A 16,035-nucleotide genomic window follows, 5' to 3' on the forward strand; every position below is an offset into this window, starting at 1 on the left:
CGCGCCCGAACGGAAGGACAAGACCCATGCGCGCCCAGCCCCCCGCATCGCATTTCATCGACGGCACCTATCGCCACGACGACACCGCCCCTGCCCGGCCGGACCTCTACCCCTACGACGGCTCGGTCATCGCCGAGATCCGCGAGGCGACCGAGGCCGAGATCGACGCCGCCTTCGAGGCCGCGGTCGCGGCGCAGAAGATCTGGGGCGCGATGGCCCCGGTCGAGCGCGGCCGCGTCCTGCGCCGGGCGGCGGATCTCCTGCGGGAGCGGAACGCGGCGCTGTCGGAGCTCGAGACGCTCGACACCGGCAAGCCGATCCAGGAGACGCTGGTCGCGGACGCGGCCTCGGGCGCCGATGCGCTGGAGTTCTTCGGCGGCATCGCCGCGACGCTGAACGGCGAGATGATCCCGCTGGGCGAGGATTGGGTCTACACCCGCCGCGAGCCGCTCGGGGTCTGCGTCGGCATCGGCGCGTGGAACTATCCCATCCAGATCGCCTGCTGGAAGGCAGCCCCGGCGCTCGCCGCGGGCAATGCGATGATCTTCAAGCCGTCTGAAGAGACGCCGCTAAGCGCCTTGAAACTCGCGGAAATCCTGATCGAGGCCGGTGCGCCTCCGGGCGTCTTCAACGTGGTGCAGGGCGCGGGCCGCGTCGGCGCCGCGCTGGTTTCGGACCCGCGCTGCGCGAAGGTGTCGCTCACAGGTTCGGTTCCGACAGGCCGCAAGGTCTATGCCGCGGCGGCCGAGGGCATCCGTCACGTCACGATGGAGCTGGGCGGAAAGTCCCCGCTGATCGTCTTCGAGGATGCCGACATCGAGAACGCGGTCTCGGCGGCCATCAACGCGAACTTCTATTCGTCGGGGCAGATTTGTTCCAACGGGACAAGGGTCTACGTGCACAAGTCGATCCATGACGCCTTCGCCGAACGTCTGGTCGCGCGGGTCGCGAACGCCAGGCTCGGGGATCCGCTCGACCCCGAGACGACGATCGGCCCGATGGTCTCGGAGACGCAGCGCGACAAGGTTCTGGCGATGATCGAAAAGGGCAAGTCCGAGGGGGCGGCACTGCTCTGCGGCGGCACCTCCGAGGGGCCCTTCGTGGCGCCCACGGTCTTCGCCGGGGTGACCGACGGGATGTCCATCGCGCGCGACGAGATCTTCGGCCCTGTCCTGTCCCTCTTCTCCTTCGAGGATGAGGACGAGGTCGTAAACCGCGCCAACAACACGGATTTCGGTCTGGCCGCCGGGCTCTTCACCCGCGACCTGACGCGCGCCCACAGGGTTGTCGCCAGGCTTCAGGCCGGGACCTGCTGGATCAACACCTACAACCTGACGCCGGTGGAATCGCCGTTCGGCGGCAACAAGCTCTCGGGCGTCGGGCGCGAGAACGCCCGCGCGGCGCTCGATCACTACACCCAGACCAAAAGCGTCTACGTCTGCATGGGCGACACCGAGGCCCCGTTCTGATGGAGGCGGATTTCGTCATCGTCGGCTCCGGCTCGGCCGGGTCCGCCATGGCCGCGCGGCTGAGCGAGGACGGCCGGCACTCGGTGATCGTCGTGGAATTCGGCGGATCGGACGCCGGGCCGTTCATCCAGATGCCCGGCGCGCTCTCCTACCCGATGAACATGCCGCGCTATGACTGGGGCTACAGGTCCGAGCCCGAGCCGCATCTGGGCGGGCGTCGCCTGGCGACCCCGCGCGGCAAGGTGATCGGCGGCTCCTCCAGCATCAACGGCATGGTCTATGTCCGTGGACACGCCCGGGATTTCGACACCTGGGAGGAGATGGGCGCGCGGGGCTGGGCCTATGCGGACGTGCTGCCCTACTTCAAGCGGATGGAGACCTGGCACGACGGCGGTCACGGCGGCGACCCGGAATGGCGCGGCACGGACGGGCCGCTGCACGTCACCCGGGGCACGCGGGAAAATCCGCTGCACGCGGCCTTCGTGACCGCGGGATCGCAGGCCGGGTTCGAACTGACCGGTGATTACAACGGCGAGAAGCAGGAGGGCTTCGGCCCGATGGAGCAGACGGTCTGGAAGGGCCGCCGCTGGTCCGCGGCGCGCGCCTACCTCAAACCGGCGCTGAAACGGCCGAATTGCACACTGGTCAAGGGCCTCGCCACGCGCGTCGTGATCGAGGAGGGCCGCGCCACGGGGATCGAGATCCGCCGCGGCGGGACCACGCAGGTGATCCGTGCACGCCGGGAGGTGATCCTCGCCGCCTCCTCCATCAACTCGCCGAAGCTTCTGATGCTCTCGGGCATCGGCCCGGCGGCGCATCTGCGCGAGCACGGGATCGCCCCGGTGGCGGACCGGCCCGGCGTGGGGCGGAACCTGCAGGACCATCTGGAGCTCTACATCCAGCAGGAATGCAGCCAGCCGGTGACGCTCTACAAGCACTGGAACCTCTTGGGAAAGGCGCTGGTCGGGGCGCAATGGCTGGTCTTCAAATCCGGACCCGGGGCATCGAACCAGTTCGAGAGCGCGGGCTTCATCCGCTCGCGGGCCGGGGTGGAATATCCCGACATCCAGTTCCACTTCCTCCCCATAGCCGTGCGCTACGACGGCAAGGCGGCGGCCAAGGCGCACGGGTTCCAGGCGCATGTGGGCCCCAACCGCTCGCTCTCGCGCGGGGCGGTCACGCTGCGCTCCGCCGATCCGGCCGCGGCGCCGGTGATCCGGTTCAACTACATGAGCCACGACCGCGACTGGGAGGATTTCCGGCACTGCATCCGCGTCACACGCGAGATCTTCGCCCAGCCTGCCTTCGACGCCTTCCGGGGACGCGAGATCTCGCCGGGCGCGCAGGCGCAGGACGACGCCGCGCTCGACGCGCATATCCGCGACCATGCGGAGAGCGCCTATCACCCCTGCGGCACCTGCCGGATGGGGCGCGCGGAGGATCCGGAGGCCGTGGTCGATCCGGAGGGACGGGTGATCGGGGTGGAGGGCCTGCGCGTGGCCGACAGCTCGGTCTTCCCGCTGATCCCCAACGGGAACCTCAACGCGCCGTCGATCATGGTGGGCGAGAAGATGGCCGATCACGTGCTGGGCAAGGCGCCGCTCGCGCGGGCCAACGTGACGCCGTGGATCAACCCGCGGTGGCAGGTGTCGGACCGGTAGCGGGCGGGGCCTGCGGCGCAGGCCCGCCGCGGCGGCACTTCGTGGACGGGGTCGAGGGGGCTGTCTGCCCCCTCTTGAGCCTGCGGCTCAATTCACCCCCGAGGATACATGGACCAGAGGAAGACGGGGGTCATGCGCCCTGGGCGAGGCCGGTGAGGCGGCGGTCGCGGCGTTCGGTCATGCGGTCGATGAGTTTCGCGCGGAGGCGGGAGACTTCGGCGGCACAGGCCGGGTCCCGGGCGAGGTCGGTGGTCTCGTGCGGGTCGGCCGCGAGGTCGAAGAGCATGGGGGGGAGGCCGCCGCCGAAATGGACATAGCGCCAGCGGTGTTCGCGGAGGATCGCGGCGGTGGCCTGATGCTCGGTGAGGGAGAGGTGCTCCATGAAGCGGGTGGGTTCCTTCGGGTGGCCGAAATCGGCCTCGGCGAAAGCGGCGTCGCGCCAACCCTGCGGGGGGTCGCCCCGGGTGAACGCAAGGAGCGAGCGGCCGTCCATCGCCGGCGGCGCCTTGCGGCCGATCCAGTCGAGGATGGTGGGGGTGACGTCGGTGCTCTCGGTGATCTCCGTGACGCGCCGGTCGCCCGCCGTGCCGGGGACGCGGAGGATCAGGGGCACGTGGAAGGCAGGGTCGAAGACCGTCTCCTTGCCCCACATGCGCTTCGCGCCCAGCATCTCTCCGTGGTCGGCGGTCAGCACCACCAGCGTGTGATCCGCCTGCCCCGTCCGGTCGAGCCAGTCGAGGATGCGGCCGAGGTGGTGGTCGACCTCGGCGAGGAGGCCGAGGTAGACGGCCGTGAGGTCCCGGGTCATGGCGTCGGACAGGCCGAGGTTGTCGCCGTCGTGGCCGTGGTAGAGCGAGCGGTTGGTCGGGCGCGCATGCCAGGCCGCGACGAAGGGGTGATCGGGGGCGCCGCGTTCCGGCACCGGCAGGGTGGCGGGGTCGACCAGCCGGTTCCAGGGCGCGGGGGCGACGAGCGGCGGGTGCGGGCGGATATAGGCGAGATGCGCGAACCAGGGCCCGAAGTCCCGGCGCAGGTCCATCGCGACGAGGGTCCGGTCGGTGAGATAGGCGGTGTCGCTGTCCTCGGCCGCGAAGATGGCCGGATCGCGCGGGCCGCCGTTGCCGCCCGGCACGTAGTAGCTGGGCCAGCCATCGGCGCGGAGGTGCACGTCGTAGCCCCTCGCGCGCAGATGTGCGGGCCATTCGCGGCCCGCTTCCATCTGCATCTCGACCACCTCGCGGAAGCCCGGGGCGACGCCTTCGTAGACGTGGAGGTCCGGATCCTCGGGGTCCATGCCCTCGGGGTCCGGGGCGACGTCGGTATAGCCGAAGAGGAGCGGCTCGTAGCCCGCCTTCCGGGCCTCGGTCGCGACGGTCGCGTGGTGGCGGGCGAGCGGCGTGCCGTTGCGGATCGCCCGGTGGTTCATCGCGTAGAGCCCGGTCAGCAGCGAGGCGCGGGCCGGGCCGCAGGGCACGGTGACGGTGAAGTGGTTCTCGAACCTGGTGCCGGAGGCGGCGAGGCGGTCGATGTTGGGCGTGGGGACATGCGCGGCCAGCGGGCCGTCCAGGACCGAGGCGGCGCATTGGTCGAGGGTGATGAAAAGGACGTTGCCGGGGCGGGTCTGGGATGTCATGGCTGGCACCATGCCTCAGTTTCCGCGCGCCCGCATGGGCAAATTCGCATGGGCGTGACGCTTGAGTTCCGCCGGCCCCGGATGGGGGACCTCGGCTTCGTGACCGACCTCTACGCCCGGCCCGAGGTGGTGGCGCACCGGCCCGACCCGACGCCCGACGGGCCGGAGCTCAGCCGGTTGCGGCTGGAGCGGGACATGGCGCATTGGGAAGAGCACGGCTTCGGTCGCTGGGCGGTCGCGGACGGGGGTGTCCTCGTCGGTTTCGGCGGGCTGACCGTTCTCGAAGACAGCCTTGATCTGAACATCTCCTACCATGTCCACCCCGACGCCTGGGGCCGCGGCATCGCCTCGGCCATCGCGGCGCAGGCGGTGGCGCATGGTTTCGGGGAACTGGATGCCACGCGGATCCGCGGGCTTGTCCGGGCGGCGAACCCGGCCTCGGCACGGGTGCTGGTGAAGCTCGGGTTCCGCGCGGACGGAGAGGTCACGCTGCACGGCGCGCCGACGAACCGCTACGTTCTGGAGCGCTGACATCAGGCCGGGACGGGCGCGGCGGCGGCGCGGGTGAAGTCGAATTCCTCCGCGAAGTGGCAGGCGGCCTTGTGGCCGGGGGCGAGTTCCCGCAGCGCAGGGACCTTCCGGCGGCAGAGGTCCTGCGCGAAGCGGCAGCGGGTGTGGAACTTGCAGCCCGGGGGCGGCGCGGCGGGGGACGGGATCTCTCCCTCGAGCTTCTCGGCGGTCTTCGGCGCGTCGGGATCGAGCGACGGGATCGCCGAGAGGAGCGCCGAGGTGTAGGGATGGCGGGGCCGTGCGAAGAGGGCCCGCGTCGGCGCCGTCTCGACCAGCTGACCGAGATACATCACCGCGACCTGGTCGCAGACATGCGCGACGACCGAGAGGTCGTGGGAGATGAAGAGGAAGCCGATCCCCATGTCCCGCTGGATCTGCTTCAGCAGGTTCAGCACATCCGCCTGGATCGAGACGTCGAGCGCCGCGACACTCTCGTCCGCCACCACGAAGCGGGGGCCGGAGACCAGCGCCCGGGCGATCGAGATCCGCTGCCGCTGCCCGCCCGAGAAGGCATGCGGGAAGCGGCGCAGGTGTTCGAGGTTCAGCCGGCATTTCGCGGCGATCTCGCGAACGCGTTCGTCCGTCTCCTTGCGGTTCCTCGTGAGCTTCATCACCTCGAGCGGCTCCGCGATGATGTCGCGCACGGTCATCCGGGGGGAGAGCGCGGCGTAGGGGTCCTGAAAGATCAGCTGCGCGCGCTTGCGGTAGTCCTTGAGGTCCGATCCCTTGATCGACTGGACGTCGAACCCCCTCTCCTCGTCGCGGTAGACGACGTTGCCGGCGGTGATCGGCGCGGCCTTCAGCAGCGCCCGGCCGAGGGTGGTCTTGCCCGAGCCGCTCTCGCCCACGAGGCCGAAGAACTGGCCGCGGTATATGTCGAGCGACACCCCGTCGACGGCGTTCAGGACATGCTTCTCGCCGAGGAAACTGCGGCCGAGCGGATACGAGACGGTCAGGTCCCTGGCCGAGATCAGCGGATCGGTCATGCGGGCTCCTCCACGGGCAGGCCTTCGGCGTAGTGGCAGGCGACCCTGTGCCCCTGCCCCGTCGAGCGGGGCGCGGGCGGCACGCGGTCGCAATGGCCGGGCCGCGCGATGGCGCAGCGGGTGTGGAAGACGCATCCCGAGGGGCGGTTGAGCGGGGACGGGATGTCTCCGGGCACCGGCGTGAGCGGGGCGTCGAGATCCTCGAGCTTCGGCAGCGCGTCGATCAGGCCCTTGGTATAGGGGTGGCGCGGGTCGCGGATGACCTGCCGGACGGTGCCGGTCTCGATGATCTTGCCGAGGTACATGACGGCGACCCGGTCGGCGGTCTGGGCGATCACGCCGAGGTCGTGGGTGATGAAGAGGATGCCCATGCCGAACTCGGTCACGAGGTCCTTCATCAGGTCGATCACCTGCGCCTGGATCGTGACGTCGAGCGCCGTGGTCGGTTCGTCCGCGATCAGGAGCTTCGGCGAGGTCGAGAGCGCCATGGCGATCATCGCCCGCTGACGCATGCCGCCGGAGAACTCGAAGGCGTATTGATCGAAGCGCCTGTCCGGGGCCGGGATGCCGACGCGGTCGAGCATGTCGATGGAATGGGCCTTCGCCTGCGCCTTCGTCATGTCGGTGTGGATCATGAGCTGCTCGACCATCTGCTTGCCGACGGTCAGGGCCGGCGCGAAGGAGGCCATCGGCTCCTGGAAGATCATCGAGATCGCGCCGCCCCTGACCGGCGCCATGTCGCGGGGGCGCTTGAGGGCGAGGACGTCGATCCCTTTCCCGTCCACCGTCAGCCTGATGGAGCTTTTCGGGCCATAGACCGTGTTGTCTCCGTTCAGCCGCATGAGGGATTTCGCGGTGACGGACTTGCCGGAGCCCGACTCTCCGACAAGGCCCAGCACCTCGCCCGGGGCGATGTCGAAGGAGACGTCCTCGACGGCGGTGATGAGCCCCTCGTCGGTGCGGAAGCGGATGTCGAGGTCGCGGACGGAGATCAGGCTCATTTGCTGGCGGTCCCGTAGGGGTCGGCGGCGTCGCGCAGGCCATCGCCGACATAGACGAAGGCCATCACGAGGGCGATGAAGAAGAAGACCGGGATGAAGTACCACTGGTAGTTCAGCAGCACGTCGGCCGAGGTCGTGTTCTGGAGCATCACGCCGAGCGAATTGACCGGGTCCTTCAGGCCGAGGCCGATGAAGCTGAGCGCGGTTTCCGACAGCACGATGTAGGGAAAGGAGATCACCAGGTCGACGATGATGTAGCTGGTGAAACTGGGCAGCAGGTGCTTGCGGATCGTATGGCCCGCGGAGGCGCCCTGGAGCTGGGCGGCGAGGACGTATTCCTGGTTTCTCTCGACCAGGAGGTGGGTGCGAACCCGCCGCGCGAGCGTCGGCCAGTTGATGAAGCCGATGATCACCGTGATGAAGAAGAACCGCTGCTCGGCCGACCATTCCTGCGGGATGAAGGCGGCGAGCGCCATGAAGAGCGGGATGATCGGGATGGTTCTTATGGCATCGGTGACCATCTGGATCGCCCCGTCGATCCAGCCGCCGAAATAGCCCGCGACGCCGCCGATGACGAGGGCCATGACGAAGGAGATGAGCACGCCGAGGGTGCCGACCGCGAGCGAGGTGTAGATCGCGTGGAGGGTGCGCGAGAAGATGTCCTTGCCGGCGTCGTCGGTGCCGAAGAGGTGGATGAAGCCCTCGTCCACGCCGAAGAGATGGGTGTTCGCGCGGAAGGGCCCGACGTCGTAGGACCAGCCCTCGACGAAGAACTGAACGTAGCGGCGGTCCTCCGGATCGACGGTGGTCACCCAGCGGAAGTTGGTGGCGAGGGACCGCTCGCGCTTCACCCCGTGGATGAAGGGGCGGAGGGAGCAGCCGTTGTCGTCGCAGAACATCGGGATCTGCGGCGCGCCGTTGGTGTAATCCTTGTCCCGGCCCGCGACGGTCGGATTGTAGGGCGACAGGAAGTCCGCGAAGACGCCGATCAGGATCAGGAAGATCAGGATCGTGCCCGCGACCATGGCCGAGGTGTTCTTCCGGAAGCGCGCCCAGATGAGCTGGCGCTGCGAGGCGGTGAAATAGGCCTCCCGCGCGCGGCGCTCGACGGCGTCCTCGGTCTCGACGATGGCGACGTCGGGGCCGGTGGTTTCATTGGTGCCGAAGGTCATGGGCGGGCTCCCTGGGTATGCGCGTCGGCGCCTCTCTTGGCCGGCTCGCGGAGACCGTCGGACATTGCACTCACGCTCGAGCCGTATGGCCCGGCCGCAGGCCGGGCCGCGCCCGGTCCGGCGCTTCGCGCGCTCGGACCTGAAGCGCGCCACCGGCGCGCTTCCGTGATGGTCCTCGCCCCTCCCCCCGGGAGGGCGCATCTTTGCCGTCCTTCCCGGAACCGCCGGCTTGCGAGCGACCTTGTCTCGCGATGTTCAGATGAAGCATGCGCCCTCCCAGGGTCGGACGCGGCCCTCCGTTCTACGTTCGTCACGCAAGCCACCCTCATCCCCCCATCACCGACTTCCGGACCCGCGGGTCGATGAGCGCCAGCGCGATATCGGTCACGAAGTTCAGCGCGACGATGGTCGCCGTCAGCATGAAGATGATCGCCCCCGCCAGCTGCTGGTCGTTGGACCGCGCCAGGGCGTCGAGCAGGAGCGAGCCCGCCTCGGTCAGCGTCAGGATCGCCGCGACGATGGGCAGTTCGTTGAAGATCCGGTTCAGGTCGAACCCGAAGGAATTGATGATCGGCCCCAGCGCATGCCGCGCCGGGTAGCGCCACCTGAGCCGCCGCCCGTAGAGCCCCCGCGCCTGCGCCGCCGTCACGTAGAGCTTGCCGTTCTCGTCCAGCATCAGGGCCCGGACGGTCTGCAGCGCGAAGGCCGTGGCCGACCAGCCGAGGATGAAGACCGGCAGCCAGGCCCGGCTCAGCAGGTCGAGCAGCTTCGCCATAGACCACGGGGCGTCCCGGTACTCGGCCGAGAAGAGCCCGGTCATGCTGTCCCCGAACACCATGGTCGAGACCAGCATCACCATGAGCGCCAGCAGGAAGTTCGGCAGCGCCAGGCCGAGGTAGCTCACGAACCTCAGCGAGCCGTTGACCAGCGCCGATTTCGATGAGGCCGCCAGTATCCCCACGGGTATCGCGATGAGATAGGCGAGGAAGAGCGAGGCGAAACAGATCGCCGCCGAGATCAGGAATTTCGATCCCAGCAGATCGTTGATGTTGAGGCGCAGGATGCAGCTGTCGCCGAACTCGCCGCGCAGGAAGACGTCGCCGACCCAGCTCCCCCAGCGCACGATGAAGGGCCGGTCGAGGCCCAGGCGCCGTTCCTCGGCCTCGATGTCGGCGATCGAGATGCCCGACCCTTGGGTGTTCTTGAAGGCGAGGTAGCGCTCGGCACAGGTGCCCGGCACCAGCTCCATCAGCGTGAAGACGATGAGCGACACGAGCAGCAGCGTGAAGAGCGCCATGGCGGCGCGGATCGCAGCGAATCTCGCGAATTGCAGCATGTCGTCCCTGTCGGTTCCGGCCGGTTCTCCGGCGCTTGTCCTGGTGCCCTTCGCGGGGCGGGGCGGGCCGGGCTTGAGCCCGGCCTGCCGGGGTCCGTGCCCTCCGCGCGGATCACCCGAGCAGAAGGTGCAGGCCGGGCCCGAGCCCGGCCCGCGTCACGGGTTCATTCCGAGAGATACCATTGCGCCGGAAGGTACGGGAACGTCCGGTAATACTCGTAGGATTGGGTCTTGAACTCGGCGAAGTTCTTCAGCGCGTTCCGGTGATAGATCACGTTCGGCGCCTGCACCGTGCCGATGAAGGGCAGGTTCTCGGCCATGGATTGTGCCAGCCGCGCGCCGATCTCGGACTGTTCGTCCGAGCCGGGCACCGCGCCCTGGAAGGCGTCGATGTCGGACATCATCGTCTTGACCCATTCCGGCGGCTCGACGCCGGAGGCGCCGTCGCTGTCGACCCATTCGGCCCAGAGCATCGCGGTGCGGTGGCCGAAGTAGTTCTCGAACGGCGGCACGAAGAGCTCCTTGTTGCCCATCACGATGGCGACCGGCTGGCCCTTCTCCCACATGCCGACGTCGAGCTGGTTCGAGGATTGCGCCGAGCGGTACTCGTCCGGGGTGACCTCCTTCACGGTGGTCTGGATACCGACGTCCGACCAGTATTGCGCGACCAGCTCGACCACCTCTCCGCCGATCCCCTGCGTCGCGAACTGCATGTTCAGGACCAGCTTGTCGCCGTTCGGCAGCTCGCGGAACCCGTCACCGTCGGTGTCCTCCATGCCGATGCCGTCGAGCAGGGTCCTCGCCTCTTCGGGGTCGTATTCGGCGTAGAGCTTGGTCAGCTCCGGATCGACGAAGGAGGGCGTCGGCGAGAAGGCGATGTACTGCTTCGGCTCGCCCTGCCCGAAGAACGAGACCTCGTTCAGCTCGTCGCGGTTGATCGCCACCGACATCGCCTTGCGGAAGTCGAGGTCGCCGAAGACCTCGCGCTTCGCCTCGTCCTCGGCCGTCATGTTGAACGAGAAGGTCGGCATCGCGATCGTGGGCTTGAGCTGGACGGTGAAATCGCCCTTCTCCTGGCTCTCGAGCAGCAGCGGCGCGGAGCCCAGCGTCAGCGATTGCGACTTGTAGTCGGCCTCGCCGTTGACCAGCTTGAGGATCCGCACCTCGTTGTCGTTGGCGTAGAGCTCGTCCTGGCGGCTGATGTAGGGCAGTTGCTGGCCGGTCGGGTCGACCATGAAGAAATAGGGGTTCGCCACCAGCTTGCGGCCCTCGGTCGTGTCGCTGACGTAGATGTGGCTCTCGAGCGTCGGGTAGGTCCCCTTCGGCAGGCAGTCGACCTTGTCCGGGGAGTTGAGCATCGGCGTCGGCGTGTCGGTCCAGTCGGAATTGCCGTAATAGGCCGCGATCACCGCGAGCCCGGTCTCGAAGCCGCATTCCTGCGCCACCGTGTCCGCGTCGGGGTTGATGTCGGGGTGATACTGCCCGAGGAAATGCCTGGGCTGGAAGCCCTGCGCGAAATGCGTCGCGAAATGCGCCAGCAGGCCGGGCTTCGGCGAGGGCAGGTTGAAGACCACGGTGGTCTCGTCCGGGGTGTCCACGGTCATCGGCTCGCCCGCGACCAGCACGTAATCCTTCGGCTTCTCGATCACCTTGGGATCGAGCGCGAGGTTGTCGTACCAGAATTTCACGTCGGCCGAGGTGAAGGGCGCGCCGTCCGACCACTTGTGCCCTTCGCGCAGGTTGAAGGTCAGCTGGGTGAAATCGTCGTTCCACTCCCACGATTTTGCGACGTTCGGCACGATGGTCTGCAGATCGTCGGCGTAGCGCACGAGGTTCACATGGCGCACCGAGAGGAAGTCCGAGGTCCCCGCCTCGGTCGCGTTCGACAGCGCGCGGAGCGTGCCGCCGTAGGTGCCGATCGACTCGTAGGGCACGACGACCAGCGGCTCGGCCGGCAGGCGGTCCTCAAGCGGCGGCAGCTCGGGGTTGCCCTTGATCTCGGCATTGAGGGCCTCGGCTTCGGGGTTGGCCGAGAAGGTCATCTCGCAGCCCGCGGCGCTCTCGAAGGCCGAGACCTCGTATTGCTGCGGAAATTCTCCCGGTTCGACCCCGGCCATGTCGGCCATGGTCACCGCCGGACATTCGGCGGCCGCCGCGCCGGCCATCAGGCAGCTGGCTGCCGCTGACATCAGCAGCGCTCTGGTATGTGTCGTCATGGTTCGCTCCGTTCCTGTCGGGTACGGCGCAGTTCTAGCCACGCCTTGTGTAGGTTGGTTGACGCCATCCGCATCCCCCGCCGGAATGTTGGACGGCGCACTTCCCGTGCGTCAAGCCTCTCGGGCCGCCGGGGCCGGACCGAGATCGCGCCGGGCGAAGTTTTGGGCAGAGCGTCGGGGCCGGTGCCGGCCGGAGGGGGCCGGCCGGTCCTTGCGCATATCCGTGGCGGCGGTTGGCCTCGCCGAATGTCATGCTCTAGGCTCGGCGCGGGCAAGCAAGGGGAGCGAGATGGAACGCGAAATCAGCCACGACTTCAGGGTGGTGAGCCGCCCCTGCCGGATCCACAGCGGGACCGGGGCGCTCGACCGGATCGGCGAGGAACTGGTCCGCGCGGGCGTCTCGCGCGCACTTGTGCTCTGCGGCCGCTCGGTGGCCGAGGGCACGGGCCTGCCCGACCGGATCGAGGCGGCATCGGACGGGCGCGTGGCCGGGGTCTTTCCCGGCGTGCGCAAGGACACTCCGATCGAGGACGTGGAGGCCGCGGCGGCCATGGCGCGCGAGGCCGGGGCCGACGGGCTGATCGCGCTTGGCGGCGGGACCGTGGTGCAGGCTGCCCGGATCGCCGCGATCCTGCTGGCCGAAGAGGGCCCGCCCGAGGCGCTCGCCACGCAATATCCCGAGGACGGGCCGGCGATCAGCCCGCGCCTCATGGCGCCGAAGCTGCCGATCCTGAACGCGCTCACCATCGGCACCACCGCGCAGGACCGCGGCGGCTCGCCCGCGAAGGCCCCCGCCCGGCGGCTGGAGTTCTTCGATCCCAAGACCCGCCCCGCCGCGCTCTTCTGGGACCGCGAGGCGCTGGCGACGGCTCCGGTCGCGATGCTGAAGGCCACCGCGGCGATGACCTGGTGGCGCGCGGTGCTCGACATGGGCTACCTCCGCGCCACGGCGCTGGCCGACCTCAACCGGCGCGAGGTCTTCGCGATCTCGGAACGCATCCGCCGGGCGCTGGCCGCGGGCGATGACGGGGACGCGGTGCGCGCCGATCTCTGCCTCGTCACCTGGCTCATGAACCGCGCCGCGGACGATGGCGCGGGGACGGTCGACACCTGGGCCAGCCGGGTCTGCTATGCCTTCTCGACCGAGCTCTTCCACCGCCACGGCGAGGTCGCGCAGGGTGTGGCCGTCGCGGCGCTCGGCCCCAACGTGCTGCGCGAGACCGGGCACCGCGACCCGGCGGCGATGCAGGCGATCGCGGCGGCGCTCGGGCTCAAGCCGCGGCGGGCGGGCGACCTCCCTGCCCTGCTGGCCGACCGGATCCGCGCGGATCTTGCCGCGCTCGGCCTGCCCGTCACGCTGCGCGAGCTGGGCATCCCGAAGGACAGCGCCGCCCCGATGCTGGCGCGCGCGCTGAAGAACTTCAACGCCGACCCGAAGCGCGAATTTGCACGCGAGGAAGACTGGCTGTCCCGGGTCCTCGCCGCCTGCTGGTAGGCGCCGCGGCGCCCCGCCCCCGGGCGATCCGTGCCAGATGCATGTTTTCGCGCGATCCCGGATTGCCGGAACGCATGCGCGGTCCGACACTCCCCGCATGACCGGACGGGCCCTCGCGGGAGGAGCGTGGCCCCGCCCCGGCACCGGACAGGGAGGCAACCAGATGAATATCCAGGACAGCCAGCTTTCGGCCTTCCGCGCGGAGGCACGGGAATGGCTCGAGCGCAATTTCCCGAAAAGCCTCGCCGGCCGCGGCGACGCCTATTTCGACATCTCGCCCCGCTACCCCGAGGGCGAGGATTGGGCCGCCTGGCGCAAGGCCATGGGCGACAAGGGATGGGGCACGCCGACATGGCCCGCGGAATACGGCGGCGGCGGGCTGACGCGGCAGGAGGCCGCGATCCTGCGCGACGAGATGGAGAAGATCGGCGCCTTCACCCCGATGATCGGGATCGCGCAATCCATGTTCGGCCCGACCCTGCTGGAATACGGCACCGAGGCGCAGAAGCAGCGTCACATCCCGCCGGTCTGCCGCGGCGAGATCGTCTGGTGCCAGGGCTATTCGGAACCGGGTGCGGGGTCCGACCTCGCCTCGCTCAAGACGAAGGCCGAGGACAAGGGCGATCATTACCTCGTCAACGGGCAGAAGATCTGGACCTCGGGCTCGATGCACGCGCAATGGTGCTTCTGCCTCGTCCGGACCTCGAACGACCACAAGCACGAGGGGATCTCGTTCCTGCTGATCGACATGGCGACGCCCGGCGTCGAGGTCCGGCCGATCACGCTGATCTCGGGCAAGCAGACCTTCGCGGAGGTCTTCTTCACCGACGTGAAGGTCCCGAAGGAGAACCTCGTCGGCGGGCTTCGCGAGGGCTGGACCATCGCCAAGCGGCTGATGCAGTTCGAACGCGAGGGCATCGGCGCGCGGAAGATGACGGTGGGCGAGCTGCGCCCGCTCGACGTGGTGGCCAAGGAATATGTCGGCACGGATGAGCAGGGCCGGCTCGACGATCCCGACCTGCGCGCCCGGATCGTGCGCCACCAGATGTGGGAACGCGCGCATCGCCTGACGGTGGAGCGGGTGGCCGAGGAGGCGAAGACCGGCCCGTCCGAGGCGACCTCGGTGCTGAAGAACGCGGGATCCATCGCGCTCCAGACAAGGGGCGAGCTGCTGATGGAGATCATGGGCCACCGGGGCATCGGCTGGGAGGGCGAGGACTACACCCAGACCGAGCGCGACTCGGCCCGGCAGATGCTCCAGAACAAGGCGCATTCGATCTACGGCGGGACCTACGAGATCCAGGCCAACATCATCTCCAAGCGCATCCTCGGGATGCGCGACCACCAGTAAGGGAGGGCGGAACGATGGCTGTCCTGAACGAAGAACAACAGATGCTGCGCGACGGGGCGCTCGACTGGGTCACCGACCGCGCGCCCGTCTCGGCCTTCCGCAGGACGCGGGATGCGGGCGAGGTGTTCGACACGGGCCTCTGGGAAGAGATCGCCCGGATGGGCTGGGCCGGGATCGTGGTGCCGGAGGATCACGGCGGTTCGGATTTCGGCGTGACCGGCATGGGGCTGGTGCTGGAGGAGATGGGCAAGCAGCTCGTCGCCTCGCCGCTCTTCATCTCCGGGCTGGTCGCCGCGACCGCGCTCAAGGAGATGGGCTCGGAGGCGCAGAAGGCCGAATGGCTGCCGAAGATCGCCGACGGTTCGGCGGTGCTGACCTTGGCGGTCGACGAGGGCACCCGGCATGACACCGCGAAGACCGCCATGACGGCCGAGGCGTCGGGCGACGGATACACCCTGAGCGGCACCAAGGTGCAGGTGATCGAGGGCATGGCCGCCGACGCGATGCTGGTGCTGGCCCGCACCTCCGGCACCGCCGGAGAGGCGGAAGGGCTGACGCTCTTCCTCGTGCCCGCGGATGCCTCCGGCGTCAGTCGCACGCCCCTGAAGACGTTCGATCATCGCGGCTTCGCCAAGGTCGCGTTCGATAACGTCCGGGGCGGCAAGGACGCCGTCCTCGGCGCGGTCGGCCAGGCCCATGCGCCGCTGGAAAAGGTGCTCGACGTGGCCCGCGTCGGCATCGCCTGCGAGATGCTCGGCATGTGCCAGCAGGCCTTCGACACGACGCTCGCCTATCTCAAGACGCGCAGCCAGTTCGACACGATCCTCGCCCAGTTCCAGGCGCTCCAGCACCGGATGGCGGAGCTTTTCATGGAGCTTCAGCTCGCCCGCTCCGTGGTCGAGCACGCGGTGCGCGAGATCGACGCGGGCGGCGAGGGCGCGGCCGAGGCGGCGGTGCTCGCCAAGGCCTTCGTCGGCGACGTCTCGAACAAGATGACCCGCCAGATGATCCAGCTGCACGGCGGGATCGGCATGACCGACCAGTATGACGCGGGCTTCTACATCAAGCGGAGCCGCGTCCTGGAAACCACCTTCGGCAATTCGGCGCAGGCGTGCGAACGCTGGGCCCGGATGCACGATTACTGA

12 protein-coding genes are annotated in these 16,035 nt (G+C 68.8%); 6 read left to right on the plus strand and 6 right to left on the minus strand.

The window, feature by feature from the left end; genetic code table 11:
• The first annotated feature begins 26 nt into the window (after positions 1-26).
• Both betB and betA read left to right on the plus strand, forming a co-directional pair.
• On the plus strand, positions 27-1,469 hold the full coding sequence (gene betB, locus Q344_RS0109720; protein WP_028286519.1) for a betaine-aldehyde dehydrogenase: 1,443 nt from the start codon (positions 27-29) through the stop codon (positions 1,467-1,469).
• Positions 1,469-3,130, plus strand: a complete 1,662-nt coding sequence (betA, locus tag Q344_RS0109725) for a choline dehydrogenase (protein WP_028286520.1) — start codon at positions 1,469-1,471, stop codon at positions 3,128-3,130. The genes betB and betA overlap by 1 nt, the downstream gene beginning before the upstream one ends.
• Positions 3,131-3,260: 130 nt before the next feature.
• On the opposite strand, the gene Q344_RS23635 is transcribed toward betA, so the two are convergent.
• Complete coding sequence (locus tag Q344_RS23635) at positions 3,261-4,763, minus strand: alkaline phosphatase family protein (protein ID WP_036538544.1); 1,503 nt, start codon at positions 4,761-4,763, stop codon at positions 3,261-3,263.
• 48 nt (positions 4,764-4,811) lie between these two features.
• Between Q344_RS23635 and Q344_RS0109735 the strand changes: the two genes are divergently transcribed.
• Complete coding sequence (locus Q344_RS0109735) at positions 4,812-5,294, plus strand: GNAT family N-acetyltransferase (RefSeq protein WP_036538546.1); 483 nt, start codon at positions 4,812-4,814, stop codon at positions 5,292-5,294.
• 2 nt (positions 5,295-5,296) lie between these two features.
• On the opposite strand, the gene Q344_RS0109740 is transcribed toward Q344_RS0109735, so the two are convergent.
• From Q344_RS0109740 to Q344_RS0109765, 5 genes are all read right to left on the minus strand, one after another.
• Positions 5,297-6,319 (minus strand): ABC transporter ATP-binding protein, encoded by a 1,023-nt coding sequence (locus Q344_RS0109740; RefSeq protein ID WP_028286522.1) that lies wholly within the window; start codon positions 6,317-6,319, stop codon positions 5,297-5,299.
• Entirely contained in the window at positions 6,316-7,320 is a 1,005-nt protein-coding gene (locus Q344_RS0109745; RefSeq protein WP_028286523.1) for an ABC transporter ATP-binding protein, read from the minus strand. Before Q344_RS0109745 ends, Q344_RS0109740 begins: the two co-directional genes overlap by 4 nt.
• Complete coding sequence (locus Q344_RS0109750; protein ID WP_051630458.1) at positions 7,317-8,492, minus strand: ABC transporter permease; 1,176 nt, start codon at positions 8,490-8,492, stop codon at positions 7,317-7,319. Before Q344_RS0109750 ends, Q344_RS0109745 begins: the two co-directional genes overlap by 4 nt.
• Before the next feature lie 325 nt (positions 8,493-8,817).
• Positions 8,818-9,828, minus strand: a complete 1,011-nt coding sequence (locus Q344_RS0109760) for an ABC transporter permease (protein WP_028286525.1) — start codon at positions 9,826-9,828, stop codon at positions 8,818-8,820.
• A gap of 164 nt (positions 9,829-9,992) precedes the next feature.
• Positions 9,993-12,044, minus strand: a complete 2,052-nt coding sequence (locus tag Q344_RS0109765) for an ABC transporter substrate-binding protein (RefSeq protein ID WP_036538549.1) — start codon at positions 12,042-12,044, stop codon at positions 9,993-9,995.
• Positions 12,045-12,333: 289 nt separating this feature from the next.
• Between Q344_RS0109765 and Q344_RS25105 the strand changes: the two genes are divergently transcribed.
• From Q344_RS25105 to Q344_RS0109780, 3 genes are all read left to right on the plus strand, one after another.
• Positions 12,334-13,539, plus strand: coding sequence for an iron-containing alcohol dehydrogenase (locus tag Q344_RS25105; RefSeq protein ID WP_051630460.1), 1,206 nt, complete (start codon positions 12,334-12,336; stop codon positions 13,537-13,539).
• A gap of 163 nt (positions 13,540-13,702) precedes the next feature.
• Positions 13,703-14,890, plus strand: a complete 1,188-nt coding sequence (locus Q344_RS0109775; protein ID WP_028286527.1) for an acyl-CoA dehydrogenase family protein — start codon at positions 13,703-13,705, stop codon at positions 14,888-14,890.
• Positions 14,891-14,904: 14 nt separating this feature from the next.
• Positions 14,905-16,035 carry an acyl-CoA dehydrogenase family protein gene (locus tag Q344_RS0109780; RefSeq protein ID WP_028286528.1) on the plus strand — a complete coding sequence of 377 codons (1,131 nt, stop codon included), beginning with the start codon at positions 14,905-14,907 and terminating at the stop codon, positions 16,033-16,035.

Source organism: Pseudooceanicola nanhaiensis DSM 18065, assembly GCF_000688295.1.
GTDB lineage: Bacteria > Pseudomonadota > Alphaproteobacteria > Rhodobacterales > Rhodobacteraceae > Pseudooceanicola > Pseudooceanicola nanhaiensis.